Annotated in this window: 12 protein-coding genes and 2 pseudogenes; 8 read left to right on the top strand and 6 right to left on the bottom strand. The window is 69.7% G+C overall.

The annotated features are described in order from the left end of the window. Positions 1-84: pseudogene (locus ACLBYD_RS25105) on the bottom strand (alpha/beta hydrolase); the annotation flags it as partial. 734 nt (positions 85-818) lie between these two features. Here ACLBYD_RS25105 and ACLBYD_RS25100 point away from each other — a divergent pair. Together ACLBYD_RS25100 and ACLBYD_RS25095 are read left to right on the top strand one after the other, a co-directional pair. Continuing rightward, positions 819-1,313 (top strand): DUF2243 domain-containing protein, encoded by a 495-nt coding sequence (locus ACLBYD_RS25100; protein ID WP_447818558.1) that lies wholly within the window; start codon positions 819-821, stop codon positions 1,311-1,313. A gap of 9 nt (positions 1,314-1,322) precedes the next feature. Continuing rightward, the gene (locus ACLBYD_RS25095; RefSeq protein ID WP_447818557.1) at positions 1,323-2,129 is read left to right on the top strand and encodes a cytochrome c oxidase assembly protein; all 807 of its coding nucleotides are present in this window, start codon (positions 1,323-1,325) and stop codon (positions 2,127-2,129) included. On the opposite strand, the gene ACLBYD_RS25090 is transcribed toward ACLBYD_RS25095, so the two are convergent. Both ACLBYD_RS25090 and ACLBYD_RS25085 read right to left on the bottom strand, forming a co-directional pair. Next, positions 2,098-3,150, bottom strand: coding sequence for a tellurite resistance/C4-dicarboxylate transporter family protein (locus ACLBYD_RS25090; RefSeq protein ID WP_447818556.1), 1,053 nt, complete (start codon positions 3,148-3,150; stop codon positions 2,098-2,100). The two genes, ACLBYD_RS25095 and ACLBYD_RS25090, sit on opposite strands and share 32 nt — an antisense overlap. Before the next feature lie 10 nt (positions 3,151-3,160). Continuing rightward, complete coding sequence (locus ACLBYD_RS25085) at positions 3,161-4,027, bottom strand: Fpg/Nei family DNA glycosylase (RefSeq protein ID WP_447818555.1); 867 nt, start codon at positions 4,025-4,027, stop codon at positions 3,161-3,163. 73 nt (positions 4,028-4,100) lie between these two features. On the opposite strand from ACLBYD_RS25085, the gene ACLBYD_RS25080 reads away from it, so the two are divergent. The 3 genes from ACLBYD_RS25080 to ACLBYD_RS25070 are packed head-to-tail and all read left to right on the top strand — an operon-like array spanning position 4,101 to position 5,748. Further along, on the top strand, positions 4,101-4,901 hold the full coding sequence (locus ACLBYD_RS25080; RefSeq protein ID WP_006551555.1) for a thymidylate synthase: 801 nt from the start codon (positions 4,101-4,103) through the stop codon (positions 4,899-4,901). After that, positions 4,901-5,386 carry a dihydrofolate reductase gene (locus tag ACLBYD_RS25075; RefSeq protein WP_447818554.1) on the top strand — a complete coding sequence of 162 codons (486 nt, stop codon included), beginning with the start codon at positions 4,901-4,903 and terminating at the stop codon, positions 5,384-5,386. The genes ACLBYD_RS25080 and ACLBYD_RS25075 overlap by 1 nt, the downstream gene beginning before the upstream one ends. A 35-nt stretch (positions 5,387-5,421) precedes the next feature. Continuing rightward, positions 5,422-5,748: a cupin domain-containing protein gene (locus tag ACLBYD_RS25070; protein ID WP_059381704.1), complete on the top strand. Its 327-nt coding sequence runs from the start codon at positions 5,422-5,424 to the stop codon at positions 5,746-5,748. A gap of 58 nt (positions 5,749-5,806) precedes the next feature. On the opposite strand, the gene ACLBYD_RS25065 is transcribed toward ACLBYD_RS25070, so the two are convergent. Together ACLBYD_RS25065 and ACLBYD_RS25060 are read right to left on the bottom strand one after the other, a co-directional pair. Continuing rightward, the gene (locus tag ACLBYD_RS25065) at positions 5,807-7,333 is read right to left on the bottom strand and encodes a carboxylesterase/lipase family protein (RefSeq protein ID WP_447818553.1); all 1,527 of its coding nucleotides are present in this window, start codon (positions 7,331-7,333) and stop codon (positions 5,807-5,809) included. 55 nt (positions 7,334-7,388) lie between these two features. Next, positions 7,389-8,612: a hypothetical protein gene (locus ACLBYD_RS25060; RefSeq protein WP_447818552.1), complete on the bottom strand. Its 1,224-nt coding sequence runs from the start codon at positions 8,610-8,612 to the stop codon at positions 7,389-7,391. 59 nt (positions 8,613-8,671) lie between these two features. On the opposite strand from ACLBYD_RS25060, the gene ACLBYD_RS25055 reads away from it, so the two are divergent. From ACLBYD_RS25055 to ACLBYD_RS25045, 3 genes are all read left to right on the top strand, one after another. Next, a complete protein-coding gene (locus ACLBYD_RS25055) occupies positions 8,672-9,307 on the top strand; it encodes a TetR/AcrR family transcriptional regulator (protein ID WP_447818551.1) in 636 nt (211 codons plus the stop codon). 4 nt (positions 9,308-9,311) lie between these two features. Beyond that, positions 9,312-10,934, top strand: a complete 1,623-nt coding sequence (locus tag ACLBYD_RS25050) for an acyl-CoA dehydrogenase family protein (RefSeq protein WP_447818550.1) — start codon at positions 9,312-9,314, stop codon at positions 10,932-10,934. A 97-nt stretch (positions 10,935-11,031) separates the two neighbouring features. Beyond that, positions 11,032-11,823, top strand: coding sequence for an FAD:protein FMN transferase (locus ACLBYD_RS25045; protein ID WP_277371080.1), 792 nt, complete (start codon positions 11,032-11,034; stop codon positions 11,821-11,823). A gap of 19 nt (positions 11,824-11,842) precedes the next feature. Here the strand turns inward: ACLBYD_RS25045 and ACLBYD_RS25040 are convergent. Continuing rightward, a pseudogene (locus ACLBYD_RS25040) lies at positions 11,843-12,496 on the bottom strand (glucose-6-phosphate isomerase); the annotation flags it as partial.

Here is a 12,496-nt window from a genome sequence, read left to right as displayed (position 1 = left end):
CAACGCGACGGCACCCCGCGGACTGCCCTCGGGAAGATGCAGGTGACCGGCCACGGTGCCGGTGTCCAGCGGTTCGACGCTCACACCGATACGGTAACCGCCGCGTCGGCGACGTTTCCTCGGACCTCCGTGCTCCGCCGCAGGTCGCCTGTGCTTCGTACCTCTACCGGCCGGCGGCCGCGCTGCGGGGGATCGGGCCGATGTCGGAGTGACGGCCGGGCACGAGCGCGGCGTGCCGCCCNNNNGGCGGGCGGCCAGTGCGTCGGCGACGGCACCGGTGACGAAGCCGTAGACGCTCTTGTGGAGGACGTCGATCGCCAGTTCGGAATGGGGCCACGTCTGCGGGGGTGCTCCCACGCCGGTCGCGTTCTCGAGGATCTGGTCGTTGGTCAGACGGACGACGGTGAACTTCGACGATGCGAGCGGCCCCCGCAGGCCCACCTCGGCCATGACCGAACGCAGGACGCCGAGGGCGATACCCTGCCCGAAGTGCATCGCCCAGTTCAGGGCGGTCGAGTGCTGCCCGGCCGATTCGGAGGCGCCCGTCAACCGTGCGAGTACGCGGCCCGGCACGTGGGAGTTCGGTCGCCCGGTGACGGCCTGCTCGATCTTCTCCCCGACGGTCATGGCGGCCACGCCGGCCGCACCGGCGACCAGGCCTTCCCACAGTGCGTTTCTCAGCATGACCGCTCGGGTACCCGCCGCGAGATCGGAACAACCCGTATTCCCGGACGGAGTCCTTCGGACGACACGGTGAAGGAGCGTCCTCCCGGCGGCACGGTGGAGGAGCGTCCTTCGGGCGACACGGTGAGGGAGCGATGACCGGAGCGATACGACCCGGAGACACACGCGGCGGAATCTCGGTGCGGCACTCCGCGATCAGCGGTGCCCTCCTCGGCGTGGCGCTCATGGCCGCGATCGACGAGATCGTCTTCCACCAGATTCTCGGCTGGCACCATTTCTACGATCGCTCCACACCTGCGGTCGGTCTCGCCTCCGACGGTCTGCTGCACACGGCCGAGTTGCTCGTTCTCGTAGCGGGATTCGCGTTGCTCGCGGACGTGCGCCGCAGGCACGCCCTGGCGGTGCGGCACTTCTGGGCGGCGCTGCTCATGGGAGCGGGCGGATTCCAGTTGTTCGACGGACTGGTGAACCACAAGGTGTTCCGCGTCCACCAGATCCGCTACGACGTCGACGTGTGGCCCTACGACCTGGCCTGGATCGCAGGGGCTCTCGTGTTCCTCGTCGCCGGTGCGATCCTGTGGTGGTCGGCGCGACGGAACGTGCGCACCACCGGGCTCTCGGACGGATAGGAGCCGTCGGTGCACGATCATCCGACGAACACGGGGCCGGGAGCGCTCGCCCTCGTCGTCCTGCTGGTGGCGGCTCTGGGGGTCGCGCTGTACATCGGGGCGGCCGTGCGGTTGCGTCGACGTGGCGACGCGTGGCCGTGGTGGCGTGACGCGAGTGTCGCCGCGGGTGCCGGCGCCGTCGCTGCCACGGCGGTAGTTCCTCTGCCCGGTGGGCCGTTCACCGCGCACATGGCCGGGCATCTGCTCGTCGGCATGGTCGGACCCCCGCTGATCGTGCTGGGCCGGCCGGTGACGCTGCTGCTGAGGACCGTCCCGGTGGGAGGCACACGCACGGGCCTGCTCACCGTGCTGCATTCGCGGCCGGCCGCACTGCTCACGGCGCCGGCGGTCGCGGCCGTGCTGGACATGGGTGGGCTGTGGGTGCTCTACCGGACGCCGCTGTTCGCTGCGATGCACGACGACACGCTCGTCGCGACCGTGGTCCACCTGCACGTCTTCGCCGCCGGGATGCTGTTCACCCTCGCGATCTGCCGCCTCGATCCGCTCCGCCGCCGGTACGGTCTCCCGCATCTCGCGGTGGTGTTGCTCGTGGCCGGCGCGGTCCATGCGGTGCTGGCGAAGACGCTGTACGCGCAGTCTCCTCCCGGCACGATGTTCGCCGCGTCCGATCTGCAGGCGGGTGCCCAGCTGATGTACTACGGCGGCGACGCGGTCGGTGTGGCCCTGGCCGTCGTGCTCGCCGTCCGCTGGTACGGCGAGATGGGGCGGGCCCGAGCACGGGCGGTCACCGTCGGTCGCGCTCGACCGGCCGCGTGAGCCGGACCCACATGCGGTGCAGCATCGCGGTGAACACCACGACCCAGGCCGCCACCGCGACCCACAATTCGGCGGCACCGATCGCCCCGACCAGCGGCAGGTCGTCGGCGCGCCCCAGATACATCCCTGCGACCGCGTACATGCCGAGCGGGAAGACGATCGACCACAGGGAGGAGTCGTAGTCCAGCGGCACCCGGTGGACGCGGTGCCGCCACCAACCGGCCGCGACGAGCGGCGGGAGCAGCCACGTCGCGAAGGCCCAGATGACGACGGCGAGGCCCGCGATCAGTCCGCGGGTCGCGTCGACCATCGGTGCGTCGTCCATCTCGACGATCCGTGAACCCGCCACGACGGTGATCGAGCACGCTCCCATCGACACCCAGTAAGGGGCGGTCAGGTCGGTGGGTCGCAACGGGTACTGCAACATCCGCGCCGCGACGAAGATGCCGGCCGCCGCGTACAGGAACAGCCCGACGCCCCAGGTGAACACCGCGACGGCGGCGAGGAGCCGGTCCAGTTCGCGGTAGACCGGTTGGAGCGTGGCTGCGGCGATGGCCACCGACTCGCTGGCGACGACCCAGATGAACCACGTTCCGTTCGCCTTCGCGAGGACGGGACGCTCCGCCGTGCCGAGCACGGCGGTCCACGGGACGACATATCCGAGCACCAGCCACGTCGCCGCCGCGCCCACGAGCAGTACGCCCGCGGTGGAATGCCAGCCGTCCATCATCAGGCGTACGCCGAGCACGTTGCTGCCCGCGACGAAGGTGAAGAAGCCGAACGCCCGTCCGGAATCGGCGAGATCGGCGCGGACCTCGTCGCGGAACGCGAAGAACCGCCACACCGACAGGGCCACCAGCGTCGCGTATCCGATCGCGGACACGATCAGCCGCACGGCCGATGCGAGGTGGAAACCGCGGAGGTGGAGTCCGGTGGAGACGATGCCGCCGGCCATGACGAAGGCGAAGTAACCCGGTGCGAGGATGCGGACTTCTTCGCGGAGACGGGAACGGGCCTGCACTGCGTGCCCGCTACTTCAGCAGGCGGGACATCCGCCGGTCGGCGAGGACCTTCCCTCCGGTCTGGCAGGTCGGGCAGTACTGGAACGAACGGTCGGTGTAGGAGACCTCGCGGACGGTGTCGCCGCACACCGGGCACGGCTCACCGGTGCGTCCGTGCACGCGCAGCCCCGACCGTTTCTCGCCCTTGAGGCGCGCCGCGTCCTGCCCGACCGAGCGCGTGACGGCATCGGTCAGCACCGACCGCATCGCCCCGTACAGGGCGGTCACCTCGTCGTCGGTGAGCTTTCCGGCGGTCGCGAACGGCGACTGCTGAGCGACGTGCAGGATCTCGTCGGAGTAGGCGTTGCCGATGCCCGCGAGAACCTTCTGATCGGTGAGCAGCGTCTTGAGGCGCGAGGTGCTGTCGGTCAGGAGCCCGGCGAACTCGTCGCGAGTGAGGGCGAGCGCGTCGGGGCCGAGGCGGGCGATGCCGGGCACCTGCTGCGGATCGTCGACGACCCAGACCGCGAGGCGCTTCTTCGTGCCGGCCTCGGTGAGATCGAAGGCCGGTGTCGTCGCGTCGGGGGCGAACAGGTGCACGCGGAGGGCGAGCGGACCGCGACCGAGTTTCGGGGGAGTCTGCGACGGTTCGTCGAGCCAGCGCAACCAGCCGCCGCGCGACAGGTGCGTGATCAGGTGCAGCCCCGAGCAGTCGACCGCGAGGAACTTGCCGAAGCGCACCGCTCCGGTGATGTCGCGTCCCTGCAGCGCCGTGATCGGTGGATCGGCCGTCTGCAGCACGCTCAGCGCCGCGACGTCGATGCGTCCGATGACGCTGCCGACCGCGTGCTCGCGCAGGAACACCGCAAGTGCTTCCACCTCGGGGAGCTCGGGCATGGGAACAGGCTACGGTCGCCGGGCCGTTCGCGGGTGGCGACGGACACCTTCGACCCACCGATAGACTGCGCTCGTGACTGTGTCGACGCCCTACGAAGACCTGATGCGCCTGATCCTCGAGACCGGCGCGGAGAAGGCCGACCGTACCGGAACCGGCACGCGGAGCCTGTTCGGCCACCAGATGCGCTTCGATCTGTCCGAGGGCTTCCCGCTGATCACCACGAAGAAGGTGCACCTGAAGTCCATCGTCTACGAGCTGCTGTGGTTCCTGCGCGGCGACTCCAACGTCAAGTGGCTGCAGGAGCACGGCGTGACGATCTGGGACGAGTGGGCCGCACCCGACGGCGATCTCGGCCCGGTCTACGGCGTGCAGTGGCGCTCGTGGCCGACCCCCGACGGGCAGCACATCGACCAGATCGGCCAGGTGATCGAGACCCTGCGCACCAACCCCGACTCGCGGCGCATCCTCGTCTCGGCGTGGAACGTGGCCGAGCTCGACAAGATGGCGCTCATGCCGTGCCACGCCTTCTTCCAGTTCTACGTGGCCGACGGCAAGCTCAGCTGCCAGCTCTACCAGCGCAGCGCCGACATGTTCCTCGGCGTGCCGTTCAACATCGCCAGCTACGCGCTGCTCACCCACATGGTCGCGCAGCAGACCGGACTCGAGCCGGGAGAGTTCATCTGGACAGGCGGCGACTGCCACATCTACTCGAACCACATCGAGCAGGTCACCGAGCAGCTCACCCGTGATCCGTATCCCTACCCGACGCTGAAGCTGCACCCGCGCGACTCGATCTTCGACTACCGCTACGAGGACGTCGAGGTCGTCGGCTACCGGCACCACCCGGCGATCAAGGCGCCGGTGGCCGTCTGATGGGGGATGTCACCCTCGTCTGGGCCCAGGCACGCGGCGGTGTGATCGGCCGCGACAACACCATCCCGTGGCACATCCCCGAGGACATGGCGTTCTTCAAGGACGCCACGATGGGCAAGCCGGTGATCATGGGCCGGCTCACCTGGGATTCGCTCCCGGTCAGATTCCGGCCGCTGCCGGGACGCCGGAACATCGTCGTCACCCGCAACGTCGAGTGGTCGGCCGAGGGCACCGAGACCGCGATGAGCCTCGAGGACGCGTTGACGCTCGCCGGTGAGGACGAGGTCGTCGTGATGGGCGGGGGCCAGATCTACGCGCAGGCGATGCCGTTCGCGACTCGGCTGCTCGTGACCGAGGTCGACCTCGACGTCGTAGGAGATGCGACCGCACCTCCGATCGGGCCCGAGTGGGTGGCGGAACCCGGGGAATGGATGACGTCCACCAAGGGAATCAGGTTCCGCTGGATCCGGTACGCGCGAAGCTGAGTTCTCGCGGCGGCATCTGAGCGATACTGCGGTACATGGACAAGCTCTCGTTGACCGCCCTGGCACGGCAGCAGCTCAAACTCGCAGCGGCGTCCAGCAGCGGACGCAGCTCCCAGACGGTTTTCGGTGGGCATACCAAGCACCTGCGGCAAACCGTCGTCGCGTTGCTCGCCGGCCACGAACTCGGCGAGCACGACAGCCCCGGTGAGGCGACCCTGCAGGTGCTGTCGGGTCAGCTCCAGCTCGTCGCCGGCAACGACGTGTGGAAGGGTTCGGCGGGCGACATGATCATCATCCCGCCGGTCCGGCACAGCGTCAGCGCCATCGAGGACGTCGCCTTCCTGCTCACCGTCGCCAAGTAGCGGCGCTCACTGCACGCGCCGAGTAGCGACGCTCACTGCGCGCGTCGAGTAGCGGCGCTTACTGCACCGGTGCCGGAGCGGTGTACCCGCGGTAGCCCTCCCACGCGAGTCGGCGCTCGCGACGCGGATCGTGCTCGATGCGCGTGACCTCATCGAAGATCACTGTCGCGCGGTCCTTCTCGTCGTAGGGTGGCCACGACGGCAGTGGTTCACCGTGCCGGGCCACGTTCAGCCACTGGCGCTGCATCGCCCCGGCGACCGTCCGTAGGCCGCGTCGCCCACCGAGTGCCGTGAGCGCCCGGCCGAGCGGTTCGTCGGTCTGGTCGAAGACCGCGAGCAACTCCACCGCGTGCGTCGCGTCGAAGCCCGTCCACCGCAGCAGTCGCGGCGCGAGATCGAAGCGGTACATGAAGGTCGGCGCGAAACGCGAATGTGCCTGCGCGATCTGCACGGACGGATACCAGAAGGTGAGGTCGCCGCCGAGATCGATCGCGGCACGCTCGTCCGGATATCCCGGATAGATCCCCGTGATGCGATCCTTCGCCTCGGGATCGGTCGCGGCGAACAGTGCGTCGATCCGCCGAGGGTTCGTCGGCAGCGCGTCGAGGAACTTCGGGAACAGTGCACCTTCGCGGTCGTTCGTCCCGAGCACGAGCGGAACGGGATGCGCCGCGCCCGTCTCGTACGCCTCGAGCGGTTGGAGCGGAACGAAATCGCCATCGACGACCGGACCGAAGGGATGCAGACCGGGAGTCGCGCGCAGTACCTGCGCCCCGAGGCGCGATCCCACCCTCCCGAGTTCGACGGGGGAGGCATCGAGCAGCGCTTGCGCCGCCGAATCCGGATCGGCACCGAGCAGTTCGACGAACTTCCGGCCCCATTCGGCAGAGCGGTCGGAGGTGACGACGAGATTCGGCGCCGGGCTCTGTGCGATCGCGGCGGAGAACAGTCCGCGCGCGGCGGGTGTCGCGAGCAGGGTCGTCACCGAGGTGCCGCCGGCGGACTCGCCGAAGATCGTCACGTTGTCGGGGTCACCGCCGAAGGCCGCGATGTTCCGCTGCACCCATTCGAGCGCCGCCACCTGGTCGCGCAGACCGAGATTGGAATCGAATCGGACCGAATCGGTGGAGAAGGACCCGAAGTCGAGATAGCCGAGCGCTCCGAGGCGGTAGTTGATCGACACGTAGACTACGTCGCCGCGTCGGACCAGCGACTCGCCGCCGTAGACCGACAGGGCACTCGTGCCGAGGGTGAAGGCGCCGCCGTGGATGAACACCATGACCGGTCGCGGCGCATGGACCCGACCGGCGGGGGCGAGCACGTTGAGGGTCAGGCAGTCCTCGTCGGGACGCACTCGCACCCCGCGACGACCGGTCTCGGCGTAGCGCGGACGCTGCGGGGCGGCATTGCCGAACTGCGTCGCATCGCGCACTCCCGTCCAGGGCTCGACCGGTTGCGGCGCACGCAATCGCAGCGGACCGACCGGGGGAGCGGCGTAGGGGATGCCGCGCCAGGCGAGGAGGTCGCCGAGCCGGGTGCCGCGGACGGTCCCGTCGGCGAATGTGACGTGGGTCTCGGGCGTCATGCTCCGCACTGTACGTGACGGCGCGTCACGGTAGCCGCCGCGTGCTCCGTCGAGGTCACCAGGAGTGGGCCTCGAGTCCCCGATCTGCGAGCTCGGCCCGGACGTAGGTGCGCAGCGTCGCGGTGTCGGGGAAGCGCTCCTCGTCGAGGGCGACGAACGCGAGGGTGTACCGCTCGTCGGTGTGGCAGGCGTAGACCGACAGGCGGGTCGCGGTGCGGGCCGGCCGGGTGTCGAGTCCCGGGTGCATGGCGCGCATTGCGATCCCGGTGGTGCGGTACGGGCCCAGCGTGGTGAGCTCGCGGGGCACCGCGCCGATGTTGGAACACAACAGGTCCCGCTCACCGGCACCGCGCGCGACGCGGGCGGCGATCCGGTCGGGGAGGAGTTGCAGGATCTCGGCCGGCATGTTGTGCGGCGCGCCCTCCCGCGGCTGCGAGTAGGCGTGCGCGGCGCGGGCACGGATCGACGCGACGGTGTCGCTGTCGTCGACGGTGATCCCCACCATCGACACGCCGTTGGAGACGGTTCCGTCCTTCCGGTCGTCGACCGGAACCGAGATGCGCACGGGGAACGGGATCCGGGCGCGACGGGCGACACCGGCGGACACGGCGATCAGCAGGGCGTTCGGGCTGCCGTCCTCCGCGGCGGCGACGGCCTTCCACTGCGCCGCGTCGACGTCGACGAGCGCGGTGCGCGGTCGCGAGTGCACCGTCTGCGGCGCGGGCGGTTTCTCCGTGCGGGGTGTGTACTTCACGCGGCGCAGCCCGCTGCCGACCTTCCGGAACAACTGCATCGCATCGCGTAGGTCGGATTGGCGACCGGGGTCGGGTCGTCGCGGCCGGTCGGCGAGCGCGTCGGCGACCGCGCGGACGAATCCCCGCGCGTCGGTCAGCACGTGCGAGCACACGATCGACAGTGCGGTGCCGCCGCTCGTGAGTCGGGTCGCGGCGAGGGCCCAGCCGGGACCGAGCTCGGGGTCGACGTCCACGTTCGCGTGCTCGTCGGCCCAGTCGAGGAGCTCGTCGTCGGGGATGGGGGTCGCGGGATAGCGCAGCGGATGGACGTGCGTGTTGGGTTCGAATCGAGGGCGTGTGCCGGGAACCCGGGGACGGACCACGCGACGCCCGAGCGGGCCTTCGGACAGCACATCGTGAAGGGACAGCAACAGGGTCGCGTCCACGGTCTCGTCGGTGCGCCACAGACCCTGCATCACCGACGGCAGGCCGGTTCCTTTGTGGCGGTGGAGGAACATCTCGTCCACGACGCTCAGGCGATTCACAATCCCGACCGTAGCGCCGACCGTTGACCGAAGCACTGAACCGAGGTTCAATCCTTGGTGTGGCGTACCGGCGGACACCCGCAGTGCAGGAGCGACTCGACGCGCAGCGCGAGGCGATCGCCGCTGCCGCCGTGGCTCTGCTCAGCGAGCGCGGATACAGCGGACTCTCGGTCTCGGCGGTCGCCGAACGGGCCGGTGTCGCCACCGGCAGCGTCTACCGGCACTACGTCGACAAGTCCGATCTCATGGTGCGGATCTTCCGGGAACTGTGCGAGCGGGAGGTCGAGGCCGTGACGTCCGCGGCCGCAACCGGATCCGGTGCCGACCGGGTGACCGCGGTGGTCGACACCTTCTCCCGCCGTGCGCTGCGCAATCCCACCCTCGCCTACGCCCTGCTCGCCGAACCGGTCGACGCCGCGGTCGACGCCGAACGACTCGTGTTGCGCCGCGCCTTTGCAGCGGCCTTCGCGAACGCCGTGCGCCACGGCATCGCGACCGGTGAATTCCCCGAACAGGACGTCGAACTCACCGCCGCCGCGCTCGTCGGGGCGGTCGGTGAGGTGCTCACCGGTCGCCTCCCCGGCGCAGCCGACGGTCGCCTTCGAGACAGCGCGGCCGGATCCACCGTCCCCGACCTCGTCGTCCTCGCACTGCGAGCGGCGGGGCACCTGTCTTCCGGAACGACTCAGGAGTGAAGCCGTGAATTTCCCCGCCACCCACGAGGTGTTCAATCAGGTACCGGACCTCGAGCCCTACCGGGCCGCCGACGATGCAGCTCTGCTCGAAGGACTGCGCCGCGAAGGGGCGAGCTGGGCCGAGGACGAGGTCCGCGAACTCGGCGACCTCGCCGGCACCGCCCGTGCCCAGGACTGGGGGCGGCTCGCCAACGAGTACCCGCCCGTGCTGCACACCCACGACCGCTACGGCCACCGCGTCGACGAGGTCGAGTTCCATCCGCACTGGCACGACCTGATGACCGTCGCCGTCGAGAACGGCCTGCACGCGGCACCCTGGCGCGACCCGCGTCCCGGCGCGCACGTTGCCCGTGCAGCGAAGTTCTACGTGTGGGGGCACACCGACGCCGGGCACATGTGCCCGATCTCGATGACCTACGCCGCGGTCCCGGCGCTGCGCCACAACGCCGAACTCGCCGAGCGCTACGAGCCGCTGCTGGCCGCGCCGCACTACGACTTCGGGCTGCGCGAACCCTCCACGAAACGTGGCCTGATCGCCGGGATGTCGATGACCGAGAAGCAGGGCGGTTCCGACGTCCGCGCCAACACCACCACCGCGACCCCCAACGCCGACGGCTCGTACACGATCGTCGGGCACAAGTGGTTCACGTCCGCGCCGATGTCCGACCTGTTCCTCACGCTCGCGCAGACCGAGCACGGACCGTCGTGCTTCCTGCTCCCGCGCGTCCTGCCCGACAGCACCCGCAACGCCATCCGCATCCAGCGGCTGAAGGACAAGCTCGGCAACAAGTCGAACGCCTCCTCCGAGATCGAGTACGAGAACGCGATCGGCTGGCTCGTCGGCCCGGAAGGTCGCGGCATCAACACCATCATCGAGATGGTGAACATGACGCGACTCGACTGTGTCATCGGCTCGGCCGTGAACATGCGGGTCGCGACGTTGCGCGCGGTTCACCATGCCCGTCACCGGAAGGCGTTCGGCGCGTTGCTCGTCGACCAGCCGCTCATGCGCAACGTCCTCTCCGATCTCGTCGTCGAGTCCGATGCCGCGACGACGATGATGATGCGTCTGGCCGGGGCCACCGACCGCGCCGCCGGGGACGAGCAGGAAGCCGCACTGCGCCGCATCGCGCTGGCCGTCACCAAGTACTGGGTGTGCAAGCGGGCACCCGCGGTCGCCGCCGAAGCCCTCGAATGCCTCGGCGGCAACGGCTACGCCGAGGAATCGGGCATGCCGCGGCTCTATCGCGAGTCGCCGCTCATGTCGATCTGGGAAGGATCCGGCAACGTCGCGGCACTCGACGCGCTGCGTGCAATGGCGCGGCAACCCGACACCGTCGAGGCGTTCTTCACCGAGGTCAGGCTTGCGGAAGGTGCCGATCCGCGGCTCGATTCGGCCATCGCCCGGATCGGCAAGGAACTCGCCGACCTCGAGGACGCCGAGTACCGGGCACGGCGGGTCGTGGAGCTCATGGCCCTGGTCCTGCAGGGCGCGCAGCTCGTCCGGCACGGACATCCCGCCGTCGCGGAGGCGTTCTGCCGCAGTCGGCTCGACGACGACTGGGGCATCGCGATGGGCACACTGCCGACCGGCGTGGACACCGCCGCGATCCTCGACCGGGTCTGACGAGGGCGGGTCCGATCTTGCGGCGCTGTCACCCGTCTCAGGTCGCGGGCATACTGGAATACGTCCTGCGAGGAATCGACCACGGGTGGAGCCCGTCATGATCGGCAGCAACGAATGGTGGGAGTGGGGTCGGCAGATCGCACTCGCGGTGACCGAGCCGCATGCACTGCACCGTGCCCGCATGATCGTGCGCGGCGTCGTCGCCGAATCCGAGGCGGTGAGCGACAGCCGCCGGGGCGACGCCGAGATCCACTCCGTCAACCTCGCGCAGGGCACTCCGGTCACGATGAGCCCCCGACTGGCATCGATGGTGCGGTCGGCGCTGTGGGCGGCCCGCATGACGGGCGGGACCATCACCCCGGTCGACTCCGACGACGCCTCCGTCGATGCCGGAGCCATCCCGCCGATCCATCCCATCCCCACCTACCGCGACGTGCAGATCGACGGAGACATCGTGCTCGCCCCGTTCGGGGTGAGTCTCGAACTCGGCGCGACGGCCGTGGCCGACACCGTCGACTACTCCGCGGCGCTCGTCGCGAATCTGCTCGAATGCGGGGCGCTCGTGCGCATCGGCGACGTGATGGCCACCGCGGGGCACGCGCCTGCCGGGGGATGGCAGGTGCCGCTCCCGGACCGGGGCTCGGTCGAACTGCCGGCCGGATCGGCGATGGCGTCGCACACCAGCGACGTCGCCGACCCCGAGCGGTGGCGTCTCGTCAGCGTCATCGCTCCCGACGCGGTGTGGGCCGATGCGGCCGCGGCGACGGCGTTGCAGCGGGGCATCGGAGCCCTGTCGTGGCTCGAACAGTACGACCTGCCGGCGCGTCTCGTCGACACGCACGGACGGGTCCGGACCACCACGGCCTGGTCCGATCCGAAGGCTGCTTGATCTCTCGAGCAGGGTGCGGTCAGGCTCCGTCGCGCAGGTTGCGGTAGATCTCGATCAGATGGTCGGTGGACGCGTCACCGGTGTCGGGGGTGTCGTCGCCGGCGAGCACCGCTTGCAGGGCGGTGGCCTGGGTCTTGCCGAGTTCGACGCCCCACTGATCGAACGAATCGATCCCCCACACGACGCCTTGGACGAAGGTCTGGTGTTCGTAGAAGGCGATGATCTGCCCGACCACCGAGGGGGTGAGTTCGGGGGCGAGGATCGTCGTCGACGGCCGATCCCCGGGCATCACCTTGTGCGCCACCAGTGCCTCGTGGACGCCTTCGGCACGCACCTCGTCGGCATCACGGCCGAACGCGAGGACTTTGGCCTGGGCGAACATGTTCGCCAGCAACAGCACCTGCATGCTGGTCTGCCCGTCGCGGGCCGGGAGATCGTCACCGCTACGGGCCAGGCCGAGGAAGTCGACGGGGACGATCTCGGTGCCCTGGTGCAGCAGCTGGAAGAAGGCGTGCTGACCGTTGGTGCCGGGCTCACCCCAGAACACCTCCCCGGTCGGACACGAGACCGGTGTGCCGTCGGCGCGCACGGATTTTCCGTTCGATTCCATGGTCAGCTGCTGCAGATAGGCCGGCAGCCGCGCCAGATCCTGCGCATACGGCACCACCGCCCG

The organism is Rhodococcus sp. C26F (assembly GCF_053345925.1).
This window is presented reverse-complemented; position numbering and strand designations above follow the sequence as displayed.